The sequence below is a fragment of the Stieleria maiorica genome (genome assembly GCF_008035925.1).
Taxonomy (GTDB): domain Bacteria; phylum Planctomycetota; class Planctomycetia; order Pirellulales; family Pirellulaceae; genus Stieleria; species Stieleria maiorica.
On record NZ_CP036264.1, the window covers coordinates 7,016,038 to 7,038,430 of the forward strand.

The window sequence follows — 22,393 nt, forward strand, 5'->3', positions numbered from 1 at the left end:
TGTCGAACACGCCTAAAGGCTGGACACCAACAGCTCCCAATCGTGCTCGGCACGCTGTTCGCAGTGCTCCTACTCAACGGCTGCGCCGCCTACCAATTCGGTTCGGCGGCACTTTACCCCAGCGGCATTCGCACCGTGCATATCCCCGTGGTCCGCAACGACACGTTCCGCCACGACCTGGGACCACAGTTGACCGACGCCCTGGTCAAAGAAGTCGAGCGGCGGACACCCTACAAAGTGGTCAGCAATCCGCACGCGGATTCCGTTTTGCGGTGTACCATCTCGGGGCAATCAAAAGTTGTATTGACCGAGACCAGCAGCGACGACCCGCGTGCGCTCGACAGCGCGATCACGGTCGGAGCGACCTGGACCTCGCGCGACGGACGACGGTTGATGCAAAATAGTTTGGCAAGCGTTGACCAAGACAGCATCGGGTTCAGCCAAAGTGTTCGGTTTGTCCCCGAGGCCGGCCAGTCGATCGACACGGCCAACCAGGAAGCCATCGACCGCCTGGCCCGACGGATCGTCTCGCAAATGGAATCCCGCTGGTAACATCACGGGGAGTATCGAAGCGTGCCTGAGAACGAAGCCCGGCCTGATAAGCGGTGGGACATCGGCAAACGCGTGCTGACGTTTGAAACCCGCCCGCTGGTGATGGGCATCTTGAACGTCACGCCGGACAGTTTTTCCGACGGCGGACGGCACAATGATCCGAGTGCCGCAATCGAACTGGCGCTAGCGATGCAAGCCGACGGCGCCGACATCATTGACATCGGTGGCGAGAGCACGCGGCCTTACAGTGACCCGGTCGCCGCGGTCGAAGAAATTGATCGCGTTTTGCCGGTCATTCAAGGCTTGGCCGGGCGGCTGTCGATTCCGATCAGCATCGACACCAGCAAAGCCGTCGTGGCAAGAGCGGCGATCGAGGCCGGCGCGGAGATCATCAATGATGTGACCGGACTGGAAGGCGATCCGGCGATGCCGCAGCTTGCCGTCGACGCAGAGGTCGGTGTCTGTGTGATGCACATGAAGGGCACTCCTCAAACGATGCAAGATGACCCGACGTACGACAACGTGGTCGAGGAAATCGTCGACTACCTGCAGCAACGTCTGGCGTTCTGCCTGGATGCCGGTTTGTCGAAAGAACGCATTTGCCTGGACCCGGGCATCGGATTCGGCAAAACACACGAGCACAACTTGCAGTTGCTGCGGAACACCTCCAGGTTCTGTGACTTGGATGCCCCGATCTTGATCGGTCACTCACGAAAAGGCTTCATCGGCAAGCTGCTCGGCGACAAGACCGCCGATCGAACCGCCGCGACGATCGGCGTGTCGCTGGCCGTCGCCGCCGCCGGGGCACACGTCATCCGCGTCCATGACGTCCGCCCGACCGTCGATGCGCTGAAACTGTTTCGGGCCTGCGGCGGGATCCGCTGATCCTCTCGCACACCTCGTTCCCAGGCTCCCGCCTGGGGACGTAATTTCCCGGAGGCTCCGCCTCGCGTTGCCGTGCCTCGTGTGGCAGGAGCCACACCGGCAGTGCATTCCAAGGCAGAGCCTTGGAACGAGGGTGCTGATCCCCTCGCACACCTCGTTCCGAGGCTCCCGCCTGGGGACGTAATTTCCTGGAGGCTCCGCCTTGCGTTGCCGTGCCTCGTGTGGCAGGAGCCACACCGGCAGTGCATTCCAAGGCAGAGCCTTGGAATGAGGGTGGGGAATCCCTCGCACACCTCGTTCCCAGGCTCCCGCCTGGGGACGTAATTTCCTGGAGGCTCCGCCTCGCGTTGCCGTGCCTCGTGTGGCAGGAGCCACACCGGCAGTGCATTCCAAGGCAGAGCCTTGGAACGAGGGTGGGGAAACCCTCGCACACCTCGTTCCCAGGCTCGCGCCTGGGAACGCAATTTTCTGGAGGCTCCGCCTCGCGTTGCCGTGCCTTGTGTGGCAGGAGCCACACCGACAGTGCGTTCCAAGGCGGAGCCTTGGAACGAGGGTGGGGAAACCCTCGCACACCTCGTTCCGAGGCTCCCGCCTGGGGACGTAATTTCCTGGAGGCTCCGCCTCGCGTTGCCGTGCCTCGTGTGGCGGGAGCCACACTGTCAGTGCGTTCCAAGGCAGAGCCTTGGAACGAGGGAACTCGCCGATCAGACGCCGCCATCCCCGTCGGCTTCCGCGTCCGAACTCGAGGTGTCGTCGGCGGGCTGACTCGGTTCGCCGGCATCGGCCACGACCGCGGCGGATTCCGGTGGCGGTGCACCGGTGTCGATTTCACCGACACCCTCTTCCGCCTCTTCCTCGGGCGGAATGCGGACGGCGGCAACCAGTGTGTCGCCGCCTTCGACGTTCATGATCCGCACGCCTTGCGTGTTGCGGCCGATCACGCTGATGTCCCGTGCGGCGATCCGCTGGATCTTGCCTTTGCCGGTCATCAGAAAGACTTCGTCGTTGTCGTCCACGCGTGCGATCGCGATGACCTTGCCGTTGCGGCTGCTGGTCTTGATGTCACGAAGTCCCTTTCCGCCGCGCCGTTGCGTCCGGTAGCGGGCCGATGACGATCCGTTTCCGTTTTCACCCTCGGCATCGTCACCGCCTTCATCGGCGATCGCGTTGGGGCCGAACGGGGTGCGTTTGCCATAGCCGTTCTCGCAAACGGTCAACAGCGTCGCCTCGGGCTCGGCAACGACCATTCCGACCACAGTGTCATCACCGACCAGCGAGATGCCTTTGACGCCGGAGGTGTTGCGTCCCATCGGCCGGGCATCGGATTCCTTGAACCGGATCGCCATGCCCGACGCGGTGACCAGGATCACTTCGTCACCCGGGCCGATCACGTTGGCCGACACCAATTCGTCGCCCTCGCGCAACTTGATCGCGATGATCCCGCCTCGTTTGGGGCGACTGTATTGTTCCAACGGTGTCTTCTTGACCAGACCGCTGCGGGTGGCCATCACGACGTAAGCGCCTTCTTGATTGAAATCGCGGATGGCCAGGCACGAGGCGATCTTTTCGCCCTCTTCCAACGCCAGCAGGTTGACGATCGCGCGGCCCCTGGCATCGCGGGGCAACTGGGGCAGGTCATAGACCTTTTGCCACAGAACCTTTCCGGACGTCGTCAGAAACAGCAGGTAGGCGTGCGTGCTGGCGACGAACAAATGCTCGATCGGGTCTGCGCCGTCGGTCTTGGCGCCCTTGAGCCCCTTGCCGCCGCGCCGCTGGGTGTTGTAAACGCTCGACGGCGTGCGTTTGATGTACCCTTCGTGGGTGATCGACACGACCATCGTTTCTTCGGTGATCAGATCTTCCAGATCGATGTTGCCGAGTTCTTCGTGACTGATTTGGGTGCGACGTGGCGAACCGAATCGCCGCTTCATCTCCTCCAAGTCTTCCTTGATGATGCCATAGACCCGCGCCTGGCTGCCAAGGATGTCCAGATAGTCGGCGATCTCTTCGAGCAACTGCTTGTGCTCGTCGGTCAGCTTTTCCTGTTCCAAGTTGACCAGTTGTCCCAACCGCATCTTTAAGATTTCGTCGGTTTGGACGCTGGTCAGGGTGTAGGTATCCGATTCGCCGCGTTCGAGTTGGAACTGGCGGAAGCCTTCGTCGCCCAGGGCCCGCTGCATCATCGATGCCGGGCACTCGATGCCCATCAAACGTTGCTTGGCCTCCGGCTGCGTGCGGCTGGTGCGGATCGTTTGAATGATTTCGTCGATGTTGGCCAACGCCAGCAACAAGCCTTCGACGGTGTGTTTGCGGCGTCGCGCTTTGGCCAACAGGAACTGGGTCCGCCGCCGGATCACGGTGATGCGGTGCCGGATGAATTCCTGCAGCATCTCCTTGAGCGTCAACTCGCGCGGCTTGCCGTCGACGAGCGCCAAGAAGATCAACGAGATCGTGTCTTGCAGCGGCGAGAACTGGTACAGCTGGTTCAGGATGACGTCGGGATCTTCGTTGCGTTTCAGCTCGATCACCAAACGCACCGGTTCCTTCAAGTCCGACTCGTCGCGGATTCCGGAGATCCCTTTGATGCGGTCGTTGTTGACCAGCCCGGCGATCCGTTCGACCACGCGGTCACGGTATTGCTGGTAGGGAATTTCCGACACGATGATCCGGTGCCGGTTGCCCTTCATTTCTTCGATGCGACATTTGGCGCGAACGACGATCGTGCTGCGTCCGGTTTTGTAACCGCGACGGATGCCGGCGCGGCCGCAGATGATCCCGCCGGTGGGGAAGTCCGGGCCGGGGACGATTTCGCACAGCTCGTCGATCGTCGTGTCGGGTTCGTCGATCAGCTTGATGACCGCGTCACAGATCTCGGTCGGGTTGTGCGGCGGGATGCTGGTGGCCATCCCGACGGCGATCCCGCCGGAGCCGTTGATCAGCAAGTTGGGGAACTTGCTGGGCAACACCGTCGGTTCGGTGCGCGCCTCGTCATAGGTCGGGATGAAGTCGACGGTGTCCAGTTTCAGGTCATCAAGCATCGCCGCGGCGACCGCCGACAGACGCGCTTCGGTGTACCGCATCGCCGCCGGGGGCAGACCGGCGATCGATCCGAAGTTCCCCTGTTTGTCGATCAACAGCGAACGCATGTTCCATTCCTGGGCCATGCGAACCAGCGTCGGATAAATCACCGACTCGCCGTGGGGGTGGTAGTTGCCCGACGTGTCACCGGAGATCTTGGCGCATTTGACCCGCTTGCTGCCTGGGCCGAGGTTCAGGTCGTTCATCGCGACCAAGATCCGCCGCTGGCTGGGTTTCAGCCCGTCACGCACATCCGGCAGGGCGCGGCTGACGATCACGCTCATCGCGTACGTCAGGTAACTTTCGCGCAGCTCGTCCTCGATCGGCAGATCGATCATCCGCAGGGCGCCCTCGCCCCCTTTGCCCGAACCGCTGCCGGCACCCTCACCTTGAGGGCCCGGTGGGTCGCCGGAGCCGTTCTCTTCGTCTTGGCCGTTCTCGTCGTTTTCGTCTGCCACGTGGAGTCCTAGCGGAGAGGTAGAAAACCGCGAAAATCACCGTAAATTACGGGTTCGCGCAAGTCGCGAAGTCTACCATTTGCACGCCGTGCTCACAACGGTGGCAAGCCCGCCCCGGCCGGGGAACCCTTCGTCGAGTGTCTAGTCGGGAAAGACCCGTTTCGGGCACCATCTCGATCGCTTCTGGACCAAAATCGCTTTCAGGTGGCCGGCGGGCGTGATGGCGGCAACATGCGCTGGGTCCGAAACCACCGCGCCGGTCGTTTCGGGTTGTCGATCGTCGAGACACAACCCGTTGGATAGACGCTGGCAGTCATCGGGGCTGACGGTCAGCCGAGGCAGATGCGATACGCCCTTGGCCGCAGGCAGCAACAATGACGTCAGCTCCTGGTCGCGGAGCTGCGGCACCGAAGCTGCATCCGAAATCGAAAACTCGCCGACCCGCGTTCGGACCAGCGACGTCATCACCGCGACCGTGCCGACCGCTTTGGCCACGTCCATACCCAGCGTGCGAATGTAGGTGCCGGTGCCGCAGGTGATCATCAACTGCAGATCGGGGTAGTCGTAGGCAAGGATTTCGATCGCGTCGACTTGGACTGTCCGCGTCGGCATCGCCACGTCCATTCCCTCGCGCGCCATCTTGTAGGCTCGTTTGCCGTTGACCTTGATCGCGGAATAGGCCGGCGGGATCTGCTCGATCGTCCCGGTCAGGGCGTCACACGCCGACGAGAGTGCGCCGGGAGTGGGGATCGGGTGATCGGGGTAGACGGTCGGTTCGTGTTCCAGATCGCCGGTCGGACTTTCCGCTCCCAAGCGAAACGTTGCGCGATAGGTCTTGGACGTTTCATGGACGAAGGGGACCAGTTTGGCGGCCGGTCCCACGCCGATCACGAGCACGCCGCTGGCCAACGGGTCGAGCGTCCCGCAGTGGCCCACCTTGACCTTGCGGCCTCGCAATCGCCCCTGGACGACGTTGACCAGGTCACGCGACGAAAAACCGACCGGCTTGTTGCAGTTGAGGAACCCGAACATGTTTCCTTGGGTGACGGGTGGAATGTCCAAAAACAGACCGCTGGCGTAACATATCCGCCCGAACCACCATGACAAGACGCTGCCAATCAAGGGTGACGACCGATGAGCCGAGCCGACGATCCGAAGGAACCGATGCTTTTAAAGGGGGCCAGATTCAACGTGCATCAGATGACGCTGATCGGTGATGACGGTCGGCTTTATCAGCGCGAGGTGATCCGGCACCCCGGCGCGGTGGTCCTGCTGCCGATCCTGAACGACGGCCGCGTGGTGTTGATCGAGAACACGCGGCCGACGGTCGGCGAGACGTTATTGGAATTGCCAGCGGGCACACGCGAAGCGGACGAAGAGGCGCTGGTGACCGCGGGCAGAGAGTTGATCGAAGAAACAGGCTATCGGGCGGGAAAGTTGGAGCTGGTTCATCAGTTCTACTCCGCCCCGGGAATTTGCGACGAGCTGATGCACCTCTACCAGGCGACCGAGTTGGTCGCCGGCGATCCAGAACGCGAGGCGACCGAGTCGATTGTGAATCGGATCGCCACGCGGGACGAGATACGAACCTGGATCGCCGATGGCACCATCCGCGACGCCAAGACGTTGGTGGGCTTGTACGCGTGGTTGTCCGGCGGGACCACGAAGGGTTGATTGAAACGTCATGTCCGAACGGCCATTTCGCGAGCAGCCGATATTCTTGCTTGGCAACGCCAAGCGAACGTAGCTACGCTCGCCAGAGCGTGGAACAGTCCGAGGGTCCACCTTCTGGCGAAGGTAGCTACGTTTCAACGGCGGGTCAGCCGTTCGGCAGGTCGAAGTCGCCCGAAAGGTCACGCCAGACGCAGTGGATGTGGTTGGCGGGGTTGCCGGCGGCGTCGGCTTGGGTGTTGACGAATTCGATCAGAAAACGTTTGCCTTGGACGCGATAGTAGTGCCCGATGCCGGGCTTGGTCGCACCGGCCCAGGCGAAGTGGACGTCGTCCCAGCCGTCTTCGTCGATCAGCGCCCGCCGCTGTTCGGCGACCGGCTCGGCGACCGCGTCGATGTAGGTGTTGACCAATTTGGTCAGCAAAGACTTCGACGCGTCGCTCAATTCGTGATAGGTGATGCCTTCGGGGGCTCCGGCATCGGCTTGTGCTTCGCCGGCAAAGCGGATTTCCGCCGGTGCGTCTTGATCGATGATCGCGACGTCTTTCTGGCCGTTGTCGAGCGAATCGACCAGGTCAAATGCCAACTGCTCTTCGTCCCGCAACACGCGAGTTCCTTTGCCGAGATCGCCGGAAACTTCGTTCATGACGGTGGCCGGGTTGGCGGCAAAGAATTGCGGCGTGCTGTCGACCAACGCTCCGTCGCTGAAACTGAAGTTCATCGACAAGTGGTGCCCTTCAAAGCTGAGCCCCCATTTTCCCTCGTCGCCCGGCGTGCCAAAGATTGTCACAAAGTACTTGTGCGGATCGCGTTCCCAGTTGCGACCCTCGCCTTCCAATTCTCTAAGGACTCCCTCGAGCAACATGATTTTACTGGCCTTGCCGTAGCCGGCTTCGCTGAGGGCACTGCGCAGCAACCGCAACGCGGCGACGCGTTGTGCGGAGTTCATGTTGCGAAGCATCAGTCCCTTGCGTGTCTTTTTGGGGATGAAGTGCCAGTCGACACGCTCGGCGCTGTCATAAGCCATCGTGGCGGTGGATTTCTGGTCGTCGTCCAATTGGTCCAGAAAGTTGTTGGCGAACACGGCAACTCGGGTGCCCGGATCGTCGGCAACCTTCAATCCGACGACGACCAGACACAACACAACCAAGGCAACGGAGAAAACTCGCATGGACGATACGCTCGAAAGAGAGGTGGGGGGCGGAGGGGAGGTGGACGATTCTACTACGAAGCGACCGCGAAACCCAGCAGGGTTTGCCCGCAGCGACTCTGCGGGAGGGTTTGGTTGCAAACGGGGGGCCGATGGTCGACGATAAGGGCTCCCCGACGAGCGACGTCCCCGACGAGCAACGACCATGAGTGCACCCCCGTCCGGCAACCCCTATCAGCTTCAGGAACAGTTCTTCGAAGCGATGGGCGGTCCCCAGCAATTCCAACAGCTTTTCACGCACCTTCCCGACGTCTACTTCTTCGTCAAAGACGCCGAAAGTCGAATGATGGCCGTCAGCGACTCGATCCTAAACCGTCTGGGATTGTCCAGCGAAGCGGAGATCATCGGGACCAAGGACCATGACCATTTTCCCGCACAGCTGGCCGATGAGTTTGTCCGGGACGACCGAGCGGTGATCGAAACGGGGCGGCCGTTGATCAATCGTGTCGAGATCTGGTACACCGAACATCGTTTGCTGGACTGGTTCGTGACGACCAAATTGCCGGTTCGAAACAACCGCGGTGAGGTGATCGGGGTGATGGGGACGGTGCGGGATTACAACGGCGCGCGAGCCGAGATCCAGGCCTACTCGCAAATCGACGACATCCTGAATCACATCCACCAAAACCTGGACCGAAAGATCGGTGTCAACGAGTTGGCGGAGATCGCGGGGGTCTCGTCACGCCAATTGCATCGCCGCTTTGTCGAATTGTTCGGGTTAAACGTGCAAGAGTTCCTGGCCAAGACGCGGATCAAAGCGGCCAGTGATGCGCTGATCAATACCGACCTCAGCGTCGGAGACATCTCGGTCAAGTTCGGCTTCTGCGACCAGAGCGCGTTCACACAGCAATTCAAAAAACACCTCGGGGAAACCCCGCTAAAATTTCGCAAACGTCAACGCGTGCTGCCGCGTCTGTGACCTCGTCTCTTTGAAACCACGTTCCCCTGACGGATTTCTCTCCTGATGAATCATTCCCGACAGTCGCTTAAAGTGCGCACGCTCGTCGGTTTGGTCGTTTGCGTTTGTGGATGGGCGTCGCTCCAGCCGCGATCGTCACACGCCCAGACCCAACGTCCGAACATCCTAATCGCGATCTCGGATGATCAGTCCTACCCGCACGCTTCGGCCTACGGCGACCGGGCCATTCGGACGCCCAGCTTCGATCGCGTGGCCCGCTCCGGCGTCCTGTTTCGAAACGCCTTCACTCCCGCGCCGGGTTGCAGCCCGATGCGGGCCGCGTTTTTGACCGGACGTGAAATCTGGCAGATCCGCGAAGCCGGGACCCACGCCAGTTTCTTCCCCACCGACTTGCCGGTGTTCACCGAACAACTCGCCGAAAGCGGGTATCACGTGGGGATGACCGGGAAAGGCTGGGCACCGGGTCGGGCCGTCGGATGGCCCCACAATCCCGCCGGGAAAGCCTACAGCAAGCGAAAGCTGAAGTCGCCCAAGGGCATTTCCTCGAACGACTATGCCGCCAACTTTGACGACTTTCTGCAGGCCCGAAGCGACGACCAGCCGTTTTGTTTTTGGTTCGGCGCGAGCGAACCTCACCGCGTGTTTGGAAAGGGATTGGGACAGCAAAACGGCATCGACGTCGACGCGATCTCCGTGCCCAGCTTTCTGCCGGACACGCCGGAGATTCGCAGCGACATCGCCGACTACATGTACGAAATTCAGTGGTTCGATTCACATTTAGGGCGGATGCTTGATCGGCTGCAGCGCGACGGTCAGCTGGAAAACACGTTGGTGATCGTCACCAGTGACAACGGCATGTCGTTTCCGCGTGCCAAAGCCAACGTGTACGAATACGGGATCCATATGCCGCTGGCGATTTCCTGGCCCGAGCGAATTCCGGGCGGGCAAGACAACGATGATTTGGTCAGTCTGATCGATGTGACCCGAACCATCTTTGCCGCCGCCGGTGTCGTGCCAAAGCAATCCGACCAGATGCCCGGGATCAATTTGCTGCCGCGCTACGCCAGCCAAGCGGACAAGGTCACGACGCCACGCACGGCGGTGTATAGCGGGCGCGAACGACACTCGTCGTCTCGTTTCAACACCTTGGGGTACCCCTGTCGTTGCATCCGAACGGACACCCACCTGTACATTCGCAACTTTGCGCCCGAGCGATTTCCGGCCGGCGCGCCGCGAAAATACAGCCACGCCAAATACGACCAACAGGGGCAGCTGGTCGATGCCCAGTTGGGACCGGTCGACGGCGGCTATCACGATATCGATGCCTGCCCGACGTTGGATTGGATGATCGCCCACAAGGATCAGCCGGGCATCGCGCGGCTGTTGGATTTGTCGGTCGCCTTGCGTCCGGCCGAAGAGCTCTATGACATCGCAAGCGATCCCGACTGCATGAACAATCTGGCTGCCGATCCAGCGTTCGGATCGCTGCGTGACCGTTTGTCGTCAATGCTGGAAGACTACCTGCGACAGACCGGTGACGTCCGCGTCACCGATCCGGAGCAAGCCGACGTCTGGGAGACGTATCCGCGAATCAGTGGACTGCGGTGGTTCCCCCAGCCCGATTGGGCCCGCGAGCATCCTGAACGTGTTCCGGAGCAGGCGTGGCTGGACGAGCGACGCCCCCAACCTTAACGATCCAAGAATCGAACCAGCGCCGGCAGGACGCTCAGGTTGATCAGCGTTCCGATCACCAGCGTCCAGGCGACCAGCGTTCCGAAGGTTGCCGTCGGGATGAACTCGCTGGTCGACAGCACACTGAATCCGGCGACCAGTGCGAAGGTCGCCAGCATCACGGGGGCACCGATATTGCCGGCCGCGGAAACACAGGCCTGACCCGGCGTGCGGCCGATCGACCTGCGGCGGCGATAGACCGTCAGCAGGTGCACCGAACCGTCGATCGACAATCCCACGGACACCGCGGCGATCATCGCCGCGCCCATGTTGATGCGGCCGCCGCCGAGCGAAACGGCGGCCAAGACCAAGAACGCCGGCAACAAATTCGGCACCAGAGCCGCCGTCGCCAGACGCACGCTCCGTGTCGCAATGCCCATCAACATCCAGATCAACAGGGCTGAAGCGAGAAAGCAGCGCCACTGGTCCGACACCAACTGGTCGACCAGACGCGTCATGATCACGTAGTATCCGGTCACGGTGACGCCTTCGTCGGCCGCAGTGTCGGATTTTTCTTGACGTGATTCGGATTCCCAACGTTGCGAATGTTCGGTTGCAATCCGTTGGACGTCGCCGATGAGTTTGCGTTTCGTGTCGGCCGGCAATCCTTCGGCGCTGCGCAGCATGATCCGAAGCTTTCGCCGCTGTGGCGGCGGGCCGACCGGGTCGGAAATCAACGCGCCGATGAACGAAGGCAACCGAGTCCGCATCGCGGCGATCCGCACCGGCGCCGGCATCCACTTTCCGGCCGTCGAACGCCCAAGCACTTCGGTGGCGTCGGCGATGCTGATCGCTTTGTTGAGTCCCTGGTCGCCGCCAAGCTCGGTCAGCAGGTCACGCTCGAGCGTCTGAACCTTTGCCAGGAATGGATTGGAAAGCGTCTCGGGTACGTCCAGCACCAGGTCCCAAACGCCGGCTCCACCCAGATTCTCTTCGACGTTGCCATAGTCTTTGACAATCGTGCTGTCGGGGCGAAAGTTCTTCAAAAAGCTGGTCTCGGTTTCTCCCCGCGTGACGACCCCGATGGCCACAAGGATCAGCACGGCGGCACCCGTAACCGTCCCTTTGCGATGTCCTGCGAACCAGGCGGCCACGCGAAAACAAAGTCGACGCAGCGTTCGCGTCAACAGGTGACGTGTCGGGATGATTCGCCGGATCCAACCCAGTTCCGGTAGCAGCAGACAGGTCGGGGTGAACAGCAAGATGGCGACGAACACGTTCATCGCCGCCAACGCGACCATCAATCCGAACTGGCGGACCGGCAGGATTTCCGAGAACCAGAGCGCCAGGAAGCCGGCCGCATCGGTCGCACAGGTCCAAAAGATCGGCGCGGCCATCCGCTGCATCACTTCTTCGGTCGATTCCATCGCAGAAAACCCGCGTCCGCGGCGACTGTGGTAACGCACGCCCAAATGCAGCACCGCGGTGACCGCAACCACCGTGACGATGGCCGTCAGGATCGATGCGATCAATGAAAGCGAGATGCCGGCGGTGTACATCGTCGCTTTGGTGATGACCACCGACCATCCGATCACCAACGCCAACAGCAACACCAATCGCAAGTCCAAAAGCGCAAACGTCAGCACGAGCGACAGCAGTGCGACGGTGACGACTGCCAAACGCGCTCCGTCACGCCGCACGAGCGCGAATGCTTCATCGACAAGCACCGGCTCGCCAACCAGCGAAACGCCGTCGACCATGGGTTGATCGGACCACCAGGACGTGATCTCACGCAGCCCGGCAACGGTCGTGGCGGTTTGCGCATCATCGATCATCACCACGACCGCCGCGTGCGAATAGTCCGCCGAATGGGTGTAGCCGGAAAAGATGTCGCTTAGACCTTTGCCGACCGGATCATCCGGCCGCATCAACTTCGGCGTTTCGTCGGCCGGGGCATCGGCACCCAGGCCGAACGGCAACAATTTGGCCTTGTTCATTCCCTCGGCGGCTTCATTGAGCACCCAGGGCGAAAGCGTGGCCGTGACTCCATCGAGGGCGCGGATCTTTTCGGTCAAGCGGCGACTACGCTCGATTCCGCCCGGCGTCGGCAAGGCTTCGTCGCGGTACATCAGGACCAGCACGTCGTCTTCGCCGAACCAGCGTTTCAGACTTTCGTATTGCTGGAGCGTGACGTCTTCATCTCCGAACAACGACGACACGCTTTGTTCGGTCGTCAGGCGGGTGGAGACCGGATACGCGGCGGCCAGCGTGAAGATCCCGACGGCCATCAAGGCCAATCGCCAGCGAATCGCGTATTGAATCAGGAACTGCATCGCGACAGGCTACGTGCCTGCCCCGCGACTCGTCAAGCATGCGTGGGGATCCACGGCGAGGTGGCCGCGCCGGCGATTCCTCTTTCTTTCCCACAGACGCCCCTGTCCCGCTCGTCGACCGGCCTGTTGGTTGAATCCGATCACACACGTGATCAGCCGTTTCGCGCGAGCGTACGGGCCTGCGACACCAAGAAAACGTACCGGCGCCCGTAGGCTCGCGCCATCCGGCTGATTCAATCAACCAGCCGCTTACGGGGCTGTCGATTGAATCGCAACCGAAACAAGAGTGAGCCGATGGCGCTAGCCACGGGCCTCGAAGGGCGATGCTGGCACCGCTAGGCCCGCGGCTAGCGCCGTCGGCTCACTAAATCGACAGCCCGTTACACTTCCCGCTGGCAGTCCTTAGACGGCGCGACCTTTGACCGCACCATCGCAGTCGCTCGATCCCAGTCGTTCGCACCGGCAAACTGCGCTCGCGACACCAGGCAGCATGCGGTGTCGTTCGGGTGGGGGTACAGTCCGATCGTATCGTCGGTGATTTCATAGTGATCGAAGAACTGCCACGCCGCTCGGGTCTGACCGAGCGACGTCATCGCGAAGTAGCCTTCGTCATCCAGCCAACCCTTGGAACACCAGGCGATCAGCCTGCCGTTTTCGGACGCCTCACGCCGCGTCCGTCGAACGCGGTAAACGATTCCGGTCAATAGGAATCCGATCCACACAAACGCGAGTCCGAGGTACAGGGTGCGAAAGCCGGCCAGGATCAAGATGCTGACCAATAAGCTGATCAGCAACACGGCCAGCGAGAACCAAGTCCGCCGCACGGTCTGCTTGGTCGCCTTTAACAACCGGGTGCCCTGGGCGTCGTCCTCATAAAACGGTCCTTCAAACCGCACCGCATCTCCCACCGTCGAAAACAGGCAGTCCCCTTCCGGCGACGCCTGCTTTCGCGGGTCGATCATCTGCGGCGGCGCCGGTGGAAAGGCTCGTTGCAAGTCCGCTGCGACGCTGCGTGCCAAAGCCGGGTCGGTGAACGCATCGATGGGAAGCGTTTGCCAGAACGTCAACTCTTTGGCAAAGCTGAGCACCCACAGGTCGTGCGTGGCGGCACAGGCGACGAGCTTGGAAAGCGGCTGGTAAGCTTTGCTCTGCTCGGTTTCGATCCAAAGACCGTCGCCGTCGATCCAGCCTCGGATCGGGCCCGTGGCAAGCTGGAACCCCGGGATCCGGGTTCCGATCAACCAGCGTTGATGCCGACAAAACACCAGAATGCCGGCGACCAATACGAGCGTCGAGAGGGTCACACGAGCGACACTGTCGAAATCCACGTCGCCCAGTGCCAGCGTCAGGATGCCGGTTGCCAAGGCGTAAGCGCCGGCCAGTGCCAACATGCCGCGTGTCGCAGTGCGGTAATCGGTCCGGATTCCGGCTCGGGTGACCGCATCGCGATGATGCTGCCGCGTCAGTTCGCCTTGGAATTCCAAGCGGCGCGGAACGAAGTGACTCGGCGGCGGCGAAGCCCCGCCGGCAAAGGAATCCGACGGCGGCGCTTGGTAGGGATTGGGGGTCAAACCTCGGACTTTTGCACCAGTTCCAGCAATTCGTGATCGATCACCAGCGACTGTTCACTTTCGGGGTTCAGGAACAATCCGTGTTCGGGCGGCATGTACTGCAAGAGCGCGTCACCGTCGAGCACATAGCCTTCGATTTCGTCCCCCTCTTCGTAGTACTCTTCCATCGAGTGCACGAAGTCGCCGGCGGTTTGTTCGCTGGTGAATGCGACGACCAAGTGCATCCCATCCAGGTCGGTGCTGAAGACGTTGGCACCTTCGTCGTCGTCGTCTTCATCATCCGACATGGTCAGCAGCACGAACTCTGCCGCTTCAAACAATTGGCGAACCAGAACGGCGTCGCGCTGTTCGATGGCGGTCGCCAATTGTGATTCGAGAGATTCGGTCGAGTCGGACATCGGAGGGCTCGCAGGTGTTTTGGGGCAAAGTGGCCGGTGGGATCAATATGGTTAGTTATCGCAGCCGGGCCCCAAAAAGCAAACCCGTGACGCTTTGATGGTTTCAATGCCCGTTTGCCCCACGTTCCCAGGCTCTGCCTGGGAACACACGAAATTAGAGGCTCCACCTCCCGAATCATTCTGCCATCCCTCTCCTGGCTCCTTTGGATTCAATCCCCCATAAACATTTCTCCCAACCCGCCCAGCAGCGAGCCTTCGCCCTTGCGGGTGTTTCCGCCGCTGGGAATCGCCGCGGCCAGCCGTCCGGCGAACCGCGAAAACGGCAGGGATTGCAACCAGACCGGGCCGGGGCCCCGGACGGTCGCCAGGAACAGGCCTTCGCCGCCGAAAAAGGCATTTTTCAGTCCGCCGACGAACTGGATGTCGTAGTGCACCGAGGGCCCCATCGCCATCAGGCAGCCGGTGTCCAACCGCAGCGTCTCACCGGGATCCAATTCGCGGTACATCATCGTTCCGCCGGCGTGGATGACGGCGATGCCGTCGCCTTTGAGCCGTTGCATGATAAAGCCTTCGCCGCCGAACAAGCCGGCACCGATTTTCTTTTGAAAGGCGATGTCCACCGTGATCCCGCGAGCGCCGCACAAAAAGGCGTCTTTTTGACAGATGATTTCTCCGCCCAATTGATCCAGGTGCAAGGGGATCATGCGTCCCGGATGGGGTGCGCCGAAAGCCACTTTGGCCTGTCCGCGGCCCTGGTTGGTGAACGTCGTCATGAACAGCGCTTCACCGGTCAGCGCCCGTTTTCCCGCCGAAAGGACTTTACCGAACAGACTGCTATCCTGCTTGGAAGGGTCGCCGAAAACGGTCGCCATTTCGACCCCGTCGGTCATGTACATCAGCGCCCCGGCTTCGGCGATCGTCTGCTCCCCCGGGTCGAGCGTGATCTCGACGTACTGGGTTTCGTGACCGAAGACTTCGTAATCGATTTCGTCACTGCTGCGGTTGACGCCGTCGCCGGACTGACCGCCGCGCATCGTCACCGGCGCCGTGCTCATTTCGACCTCGCCGGCGGAAAACCGGTCGTCGCCGTCGGCGGTCGAATCCACCGCGAAATCACCGCCGGCCGTTCCCACCGGATCTCCACCGGGGACACGGAATGTCTGTCGACAGGCCTTGCAATTGACCTGTTTTCCAGCCATTGAATCGTCCGCCTGGTAGTCTTTTCCGCACATCGGGCAATTGAATCTCACCGCTTTCTTCTCCTTTCATTCGTCTACGCGACGGTCATTTTTCTCTGGTCCAACGACTGCCCCACGGGGCCCCTTTCCAGTTACCATAGGGCGCTGGAACTTTACCATAGGGCTTGGCGAGCGATCTCCAATGTGCCCTCATTTGAACATCCTCTCAGCGATCGTCGGCGGTCTTTACCCTCGCGACCGCGAAATCAAATCCCCCGATTCCCACTCACCCCATCATCAGGCAGTCCGATGACCCAGCGATCCAAATTGAATTCCGGCCAGCAGCGACGCCAGTTCCTCAAGACCGCCGCGGCCGCCACCGCCGCCGCTTCGGTCCCGTATTTTTATTCGGCGCCGAAAACTCTGGCCGATGAAACCAAGAGCAAGAACGATCGTGTCGCGATGGGCGTGATCGGCGCCGGCGGCATGGCCGGCGGCAACATGAACAGCGCCAAAGACTGGGTGGACGTCGTCGCCATCAGTGACGTGGACCTCGGTCGCCTCCAGTCATTCAACCAGCGACACAGCGGCGGCAAGGCCGTTGAATCGGTCGACTATCGCGAACTGCTCGACCGCAAAGACATCGATGCGGTCCACATCGCGACCCCCGATCACTGGCACACCAAGCCGCTGATCGAAGCCATGCTGGCCGGAAAAGATGTTTACTGTGAAAAACCGCTCACGTTGACGATCGACGAAGGCAAATTGATTCGCAAGGTCCAAAAGGAAACCGGACGCATCGTCCAAGTCGGCACGCAGCAGCGCAGCACGTTCCATCTGTTTGTCAAAGCGATGGCGATCGTCAACGAAGGACGACTGGGGAAAATCCACGAAGTCCAAGCGGCCATCGGTGGTGCTCCGACCAGCCCGCCGATTCCCGTCGCCGATGTGCCCGAAGGCTTGGACTGGGATCGCTGGCTGGGCCCGGCGCCCCTGGTCGACTACCGCAACCTGCCGAGCGAAAAAAATCGCGGCCGCGGCAACACGAACTGCCACTACGAATTCCGCTGGTGGTACGAGTACAGCGGCGGAAAACTGACCGACTGGGGCGCGCACCACGTCGATATCTGCAACTGGGCGCTCAAGTTGAACGGTCAAACGGCAGGCCCGTTGTCGATCGGCGGCACCGCCGAACATCCGGTGGAATTCAAAGACGGCGTCCCGCAACAGAACGATCGCTACAACACCGCGACCTCGTTCCTGTTCAACGTGATGTATCCCGGTGGCACCAAGATGATCATCCGCAACGACACCGACAACGGCGTCTTGATCAGCGGCGACAAGGGCAAGATCTTCGTCAACCGAGGCCGACTGGTCGGCAAGCCCGTCGAAGAATTGAAAGACAACCCGCTGCCCGAAGACGCGATCGCCAAGGTCTACAAGAACCTGCCGATGGAACGCAACGAGCGTGCGGCCCACTGGGCAAACTTCCTGCACTGTGCCAAGGAACGCGCCGAGCCGATCAGTGACGTGCACACCCACATGGAAATGCTGAACGTGTGCCACTTGGCCGGCATCAGCGCTCGTCTGGGCGGCCGTGAGCTGAAGTGGGACGACCACAGCGAACAGATCGTCGGCGACTCGCAAGCCAACAGCATGCTCGCCCGGCCGTACCGCAGCGGCTACGAAATCGACATGGGTTGATACCGATGCAGTCCGAAGACGCGATCGATCTGCGACGCCAACTCCGCCTGACCTGGCTGTTGTTGACGGTCGTGGCCGTCGTCTTTGTCTGGCCGACCCTTCGCGTCTGGCTGGGGGTCGGCATGGCCGCCAGCGGCACGCCCCGCACGGTCACCCCGCGAGGTGAACTGGCCGAATTCGAACAGTCGACCGTCGAACTGTTCCGCACGGTCAGTCCATCGGTGGTCTACCTGACGACCCGATCGCGAATCGCCAGCCCGTTTTCGCGGCGGGCGATCGAAGTCGACGCGGGGTCGGGCAGCGGTTTCATGTGGGACGAATTCGGCCACATCGTGACCAACTTCCATGTCCTGCAAGAAGCGTCTTCGGCCAAGGTCGTGCTGTGGGACCAATCGTCTTACGAAGCGACGCTGATCGGCGGATCGGCCGACCACGATTTGGCCGTGCTCAAGATCAACGCGGCGGCGGCAAAGCTGCTTCCCGTCGCGATCGGCACCAGCGGTGACCTGTTGGTCGGGCAGGCGGTGTTCGCCATCGGCAATCCCTTCGGGCTCAATCAAACCCTGACCACCGGTGTGGTTTCTGCCAAAAGCCGCTCGATCGACAGCCCCACCGGCCGTTCGATCGAAGACGTGATCCAGATCGACGCCGCGATCAACCCCGGCAACTCCGGCGGCCCGTTGTTGGATAGCGCCGGGCGGCTGATCGGCGTCAACACCGCCATCTACAGCCCCTCGGGCACGTCGGCCGGTGTCGGGTTTTCCATCCCCGTCGACACGGTCAACCGAGTCGTCCCGCAAATCATCGCCAACGGCCGCTACGCGCCGCCGCAGTTGGGCGTCCGTGTGATCGCCGAACTCAGTGATGCGGTCACACAGCGACTGGGCGTCGAGGGTGTGTTGATCTTTCACGTCGTCCCCGGCGGTCCGGCCGATCGCGCCGGACTGCGGGAAACCGTGATCGGCCAGTCCAGCTTGGTCCGACCCGGCGACATCATCCAAAAGATCGGCGAAAAAACGGTGCGCGACATGAACGACATGCTGGAAGCGTTGGAACGCCACTCTGTCGGCCAGACCGTCACCGTTGAATACCTGCGAGAGGGTCAGACCGAATCGGTCGACGTCGTGTTGCAGTAACCGTGGGATAGGCTTCCAGCCTGTCAATTCACGTGAGCGTTCCAGATGCGATGGCTAGTTGAATTGATCTGGTCACACGAGGGATCAGCCGTTTCGCGCGAGCGTACGGACACCCGGCATACAGAATTGCTGACCGTCGCCCGTAGGCTCGCGCCATACGGCTAATTCAGTCAACAATCCGTCGACGATGTTCGCTGCGCTCGTCTTCGGCCGGCGACCGATCGCACCGTGGTCAGCCCCATCGGATTGCCCTACACTGTTCGCCCCTCTCGACAGAATACCGTCCCCAGGAAAGTGAATTGATGAGCGAGAACTACCGCCCCGGAACCCTGGCGTTGCACGCCGGCCAAGAGCCCGACCCGACCACCAACGCTCGCGCGGTGCCGATCTATGCAACCACCAGCTACACCTTCAACGACACCGACCATGCCGCGGCACTGTTCGGGCTGTCCGAATTCGGGAACATCTACAGCCGGTTGATGAACCCCACCGTCGACGTGCTGGAAAAACGTCTGGCGGCACTCGATGGCGGTGTGACCGGGTTGTGTTTTGCCTCCGGGCAAGCGGCGATCACGGCCGCAATTTTGACGATCGCCCACAGCGGACAAAACATCGTCAGCAGCACCTCGCTCTACGGCGGCACCTGGACCCTGTTCACGCAGACACTCAAGAACTTGGGCATCGAAGTCCGCTTCTTCGATCCCGACCATCCCGAACAGATCCATGGTTTGGTCGACGAGAACACGCGTTTGGTCTACATGGAATCGATCGGCAACCCCAAGAACGACGTGCCGGATTTCAAAGCCATCGCCGATGCCGCGCACAGTGCCCCCCACGGCGCGATCCCGTTGTTGTGCGACAACACGGTGATGACACCGATGTTGCTCAAGCCGATCGAGCATGGGGTCGACATCGTGATCTACAGCACCACCAAGTTCCTGGGCGGTCACGGCACGCACATCGGTGGTGCGATCGTCGATAGCGGTAATTTTAAATGGGCCGATCAGCCCGAAAAATGGCCGGAGTTCTGCGGACCGTCGCCGTCCTACCACGGCGCGGTCTTCGAAGAACACCTGCGTCCGATGGGTAACATCGCCTACCTGATTCATGCTCGAACCCACTGGTTGCGCGACACCGGGGCGGCGATGAGTCCGTTTGCGGCGTTCCTGTTTCTGCAGGGCTTGGAAACGCTGCATCTGCGGATGCCCCGGCACTGCGAAAACGCACTCAAGGTGGCCGAGTTCCTGGAATCCAGCGACGCGGTCGAATGGGTGAATTACCCGGGACTGAAATCGCACAAGGATTACCAGCGCGGACAGGAATACCTGCCCCACGGCCAAGGCGCGATCATGGGCTTCGGCATCAAGGGCGGAATGGAAGCCGGGAAAAAGTTCATCAACGCGTGCAAGCTGTGCTCGCATCTGGCGAACATCGGCGACGCCAAGACGTTGGTGATTCACCCGGCCAGCACGACGCACCAGCAATTGACACCTGAAGAACAGGCTAAAGCGGGTGTCGTTCCCGAATACATCCGGATTTCGGTCGGCATCGAAGACGTCAATGACATCATCGATGACCTGAAACAGGCGCTCGCCGCGGCAACGTGAGCCAAAGCGAGTCCACGACCGATCTGTTCGCCAGCACCGATGACGACCGTGTCGCCGGACCGCTCAAGCACGTCCGTTCGGTGACCTTCGACGGCGACGTGACGCTGGAGCTCGGTGGACGGCTGAGTAACGTCTGCTGCGCGTTCGAAACCTGGGGCACGCTCAACGCCGACGCCTCCAACGCCGTGTTGATTTGCCATGCCGTCTCGGGCGACTCGCACGCGGCACGACATGACCCCCAGGACGATCCGGGCTGGTGGGACGATCTGATCGGACCGGGCAAACCGGTCGACACCGATCGGTTCTTTGTCGTTTGTCCCAACGTCTTGGGCGGGTGTCGCGGCACGACCGGCCCCAGCGACATCGATCCGCAAACCGGTCGTCCGTTCGGTGCCAGTTTTCCGCGGATCACTGTCGGCGACATGGTCACCGTCCAACGGATGTTGGCCGACCACCTGGGCATCACCCGCTGGCACGCCATCATCGGCGGCTCGCTGGGCGGCCACCAGGCGATGACCTGGGTCGCAAAGCACCCCGATTCGACCGACCTGTGCGTCGTCATCGCCTCCAGCGCCCGGTTGACCAGCCAAGCGTTGGGGTTCGACATCATCGGCCGCAACGCCATCCAAACCGATCCGCATTTTTACGGCGGTCAATACTACGACCAGCCCAAGCGGCCCACCACGGGACTGGCGATCGCGCGGATGCTCGGCCACGTCACCTACCTGTCGACCGAAGCGATGGAACAAAAGTTCGGATCGGATCGACACGACCCACGCGAGATCGCGACGATCTTTGAACAACGATTCAGCATCGGTTCGTACCTCGCGCACCAGGGCCAAAAATTCACCACGCGGTTTGACGCCAACAGCTATGTCACGCTGACGATGGCCATGGATCTGTACGACCTGGGTGCCAATCGGTTGCAGTTGATGGAAACGTTCAACGATGCCGACTGCCAGTTTTTGGTCGTCAGCTTTAGCAGCGACTGGCTGTTCACCAGTGACCAATCACGCGACATCGTCAACGCGCTCACCGCGCTTGACAAGCCCGTGACCTACGCAGAAATCACCACGCCGCGCGGCCACGATTCGTTCTTGATCGCCGACGACATCGCCCAGTACGCTCCGCTGGTCCAGGCCCGACTCGGCGACATCGACTCGGCACCGGCATCGGTTTCCGACGTCGAAGAACTGATTCTGGCCGAAATCCCCGCCGGCGCGTCGGTGCTGGACCTGGGTTGTGGTGACGGCCACCTGTTGGCCGCGCTTCGCGAGCGGGGTCACCAGAAACTGGTCGGCGTCGAAGTCGCGCAGGACAGCATCGTCAAAACCGGACATCGGGGCATGCATGTCATCGACTATGACTTGAACAACGGTCTGCCCGCCTTTATCGACAACCAATTCGACGTGGTTGTCCTGAGTGCGACCCTGCAAGCGGTCGCCAGTGTCGAGATGCTGTTCCAGGAAATGATTCGCGTCGGTCGGCGGATCATCATCAGTTTTCCCAACTTCGCCTATCGCAAGTTGCGCGAGGACTACGTCATCCGAGGGCGGTCGCCCAAAGCCCCCGGCGAGTTCGGCTTTGAGTGGTACAACACGCCCAACCGAAGGTTCCCCAGCATCGCCGACGTGCATGATCTTTGCGATCAGATGTCCCTGCGTTTGGAGAAAGAGATCTACGTCGACGCGTCGCAGGGCAAGCGAATCGACGCCGACGACGATCCGAACCTGAACGCCGACACCGCGATCCTGGTGATCGCGGGATGATCCCGCCGTAGCGGAATTCGCCAACGGCTTGTTGATTTTTCCGAATCCAGGCGCCTGTGCCAGGTCACTCGACATTCCCTTCGAGGTGGCAAATGGAGAGGTAGGAAAATTTTGAAGGTAAGAAGATTGGCGAGACCGAATGGACACGGATCGGTCCTGCCCAGCCCACGCTCGGCCCGCCGTCGATCGGTCTCTCAGGCATCGCCCACTGACACCAGACTTCCATCATCTCACAAATCGGGGCACGGCACCC

Annotated in this window: 16 protein-coding genes; 9 read left to right on the top strand and 7 right to left on the bottom strand. The window is 61.3% G+C overall.

Features of this window, described 5'->3' with window-relative positions; genetic code table 11:
- The first annotated feature begins 42 nt into the window (after nucleotides 1-42).
- Both lptE and folP read left to right on the top strand, forming a co-directional pair.
- Nucleotides 43-552, top strand: a complete 510-nt coding sequence (lptE, locus tag Mal15_RS24020) for an LPS assembly lipoprotein LptE (protein ID WP_233902987.1) — start codon at nucleotides 43-45, stop codon at nucleotides 550-552.
- Between the two features lie 21 nt (nucleotides 553-573).
- The gene (gene folP, locus Mal15_RS24025) at nucleotides 574-1,437 is read left to right on the top strand and encodes a dihydropteroate synthase (RefSeq protein WP_449336643.1); all 864 of its coding nucleotides are present in this window, start codon (nucleotides 574-576) and stop codon (nucleotides 1,435-1,437) included.
- 704 nt (nucleotides 1,438-2,141) lie between these two features.
- On the opposite strand, the gene gyrA is transcribed toward folP, so the two are convergent.
- Both gyrA and truB read right to left on the bottom strand, forming a co-directional pair.
- Nucleotides 2,142-4,853 carry a DNA gyrase subunit A gene (gene gyrA / locus Mal15_RS24030; RefSeq protein WP_147872424.1) on the bottom strand — a complete coding sequence of 904 codons (2,712 nt, stop codon included), beginning with the start codon at nucleotides 4,851-4,853 and terminating at the stop codon, nucleotides 2,142-2,144.
- Nucleotides 4,854-5,114: 261 nt separating this feature from the next.
- Nucleotides 5,115-6,080, bottom strand: a complete 966-nt coding sequence (gene truB / locus Mal15_RS24035; RefSeq protein ID WP_147870085.1) for a tRNA pseudouridine(55) synthase TruB — start codon at nucleotides 6,078-6,080, stop codon at nucleotides 5,115-5,117.
- Nucleotides 6,081-6,107: 27 nt separating this feature from the next.
- On the opposite strand from truB, the gene Mal15_RS24040 reads away from it, so the two are divergent.
- On the top strand, nucleotides 6,108-6,647 hold the full coding sequence (locus tag Mal15_RS24040; protein WP_147870086.1) for an NUDIX hydrolase: 540 nt from the start codon (nucleotides 6,108-6,110) through the stop codon (nucleotides 6,645-6,647).
- A gap of 145 nt (nucleotides 6,648-6,792) precedes the next feature.
- Here the strand turns inward: Mal15_RS24040 and Mal15_RS24045 are convergent, their stop codons facing one another.
- Nucleotides 6,793-7,815, bottom strand: a complete 1,023-nt coding sequence (locus Mal15_RS24045) for a DUF3500 domain-containing protein (RefSeq protein ID WP_147870087.1) — start codon at nucleotides 7,813-7,815, stop codon at nucleotides 6,793-6,795.
- Between the two features lie 184 nt (nucleotides 7,816-7,999).
- Here Mal15_RS24045 and Mal15_RS24050 point away from each other — a divergent pair, with 184 nt between their 5' ends.
- Together Mal15_RS24050 and Mal15_RS24055 are read left to right on the top strand one after the other, a co-directional pair.
- Nucleotides 8,000-8,773, top strand: a complete 774-nt coding sequence (locus tag Mal15_RS24050) for an AraC family transcriptional regulator (RefSeq protein WP_233902988.1) — start codon at nucleotides 8,000-8,002, stop codon at nucleotides 8,771-8,773.
- Nucleotides 8,774-8,818: 45 nt separating this feature from the next.
- The gene (locus Mal15_RS24055; protein WP_147870088.1) at nucleotides 8,819-10,465 is read left to right on the top strand and encodes a sulfatase family protein; all 1,647 of its coding nucleotides are present in this window, start codon (nucleotides 8,819-8,821) and stop codon (nucleotides 10,463-10,465) included.
- On the opposite strand, the gene Mal15_RS24060 is transcribed toward Mal15_RS24055, so the two are convergent.
- From Mal15_RS24060 to Mal15_RS24075, 4 genes are all read right to left on the bottom strand, one after another.
- On the bottom strand, nucleotides 10,462-12,777 hold the full coding sequence (locus Mal15_RS24060) for an efflux RND transporter permease subunit (protein WP_147870089.1): 2,316 nt from the start codon (nucleotides 12,775-12,777) through the stop codon (nucleotides 10,462-10,464). The two genes, Mal15_RS24055 and Mal15_RS24060, sit on opposite strands and share 4 nt — an antisense overlap.
- A 380-nt stretch (nucleotides 12,778-13,157) precedes the next feature.
- A complete protein-coding gene (locus Mal15_RS24065) occupies nucleotides 13,158-14,348 on the bottom strand; it encodes a hypothetical protein (RefSeq protein WP_147870090.1) in 1,191 nt (396 codons plus the stop codon).
- Complete coding sequence (locus tag Mal15_RS24070; RefSeq protein ID WP_147870091.1) at nucleotides 14,345-14,746, bottom strand: SseB family protein; 402 nt, start codon at nucleotides 14,744-14,746, stop codon at nucleotides 14,345-14,347. Before Mal15_RS24070 ends, Mal15_RS24065 begins: the two co-directional genes overlap by 4 nt.
- Before the next feature lie 209 nt (nucleotides 14,747-14,955).
- Nucleotides 14,956-15,996, bottom strand: coding sequence for a TIGR00266 family protein (locus tag Mal15_RS24075; RefSeq protein WP_233902989.1), 1,041 nt, complete (start codon nucleotides 15,994-15,996; stop codon nucleotides 14,956-14,958).
- Nucleotides 15,997-16,233: 237 nt separating this feature from the next.
- Here Mal15_RS24075 and Mal15_RS24080 point away from each other — a divergent pair, with 237 nt between their 5' ends.
- The 4 genes from Mal15_RS24080 (at nucleotide 16,234) to metX (ending at nucleotide 22,140) form a co-directional block, all read left to right on the top strand.
- Nucleotides 16,234-17,628 (top strand): Gfo/Idh/MocA family protein, encoded by a 1,395-nt coding sequence (locus Mal15_RS24080; RefSeq protein ID WP_147870092.1) that lies wholly within the window; start codon nucleotides 16,234-16,236, stop codon nucleotides 17,626-17,628.
- 5 nt (nucleotides 17,629-17,633) lie between these two features.
- Complete coding sequence (locus Mal15_RS24085; protein ID WP_147870093.1) at nucleotides 17,634-18,764, top strand: S1C family serine protease; 1,131 nt, start codon at nucleotides 17,634-17,636, stop codon at nucleotides 18,762-18,764.
- A 302-nt stretch (nucleotides 18,765-19,066) separates the two neighbouring features.
- Entirely contained in the window at nucleotides 19,067-20,371 is a 1,305-nt protein-coding gene (locus Mal15_RS24090) for an O-acetylhomoserine aminocarboxypropyltransferase/cysteine synthase family protein (RefSeq protein ID WP_147870094.1), read from the top strand.
- On the top strand, nucleotides 20,368-22,140 hold the full coding sequence (gene metX, locus Mal15_RS24095; protein ID WP_199773723.1) for a homoserine O-acetyltransferase MetX: 1,773 nt from the start codon (nucleotides 20,368-20,370) through the stop codon (nucleotides 22,138-22,140). The genes Mal15_RS24090 and metX overlap by 4 nt, the downstream gene beginning before the upstream one ends.
- Nucleotides 22,141-22,393 lie beyond the last annotated feature (253 nt).

Bases quoted from the DNA above. Each gene is read 5' to 3' on its own strand.
- Mal15_RS24070 (WP_147870091.1), bottom strand. From the start codon at position 14,746: ATGTCCGACTCGACCGAATCTCTCGAATCACAATTGGCGACCGCCATC.
- Mal15_RS24085 (WP_147870093.1), top strand. From the start codon at position 17,634: ATGCAGTCCGAAGACGCGATCGATCTGCGACGCCAACTCCGCCTGACC.
- Mal15_RS24080 (WP_147870092.1), top strand. From the start codon at position 16,234: ATGACCCAGCGATCCAAATTGAATTCCGGCCAGCAGCGACGCCAGTTC.
- Mal15_RS24090 (WP_147870094.1), top strand. From the start codon at position 19,067: ATGAGCGAGAACTACCGCCCCGGAACCCTGGCGTTGCACGCCGGCCAA.
- Mal15_RS24040 (WP_147870086.1), top strand. From the start codon at position 6,108: ATGAGCCGAGCCGACGATCCGAAGGAACCGATGCTTTTAAAGGGGGCC.
- Mal15_RS24055 (WP_147870088.1), top strand. From the start codon at position 8,819: ATGAATCATTCCCGACAGTCGCTTAAAGTGCGCACGCTCGTCGGTTTG.
- Mal15_RS24060 (WP_147870089.1), bottom strand. From the start codon at position 12,777: ATGCAGTTCCTGATTCAATACGCGATTCGCTGGCGATTGGCCTTGATG.
- Mal15_RS24045 (WP_147870087.1), bottom strand. From the start codon at position 7,815: ATGCGAGTTTTCTCCGTTGCCTTGGTTGTGTTGTGTCTGGTCGTCGTC.
- Mal15_RS24050 (WP_233902988.1), top strand. From the start codon at position 8,000: ATGAGTGCACCCCCGTCCGGCAACCCCTATCAGCTTCAGGAACAGTTC.
- gyrA (WP_147872424.1), bottom strand. From the start codon at position 4,853: ATGATCGATCTGCCGATCGAGGACGAGCTGCGCGAAAGTTACCTGACG.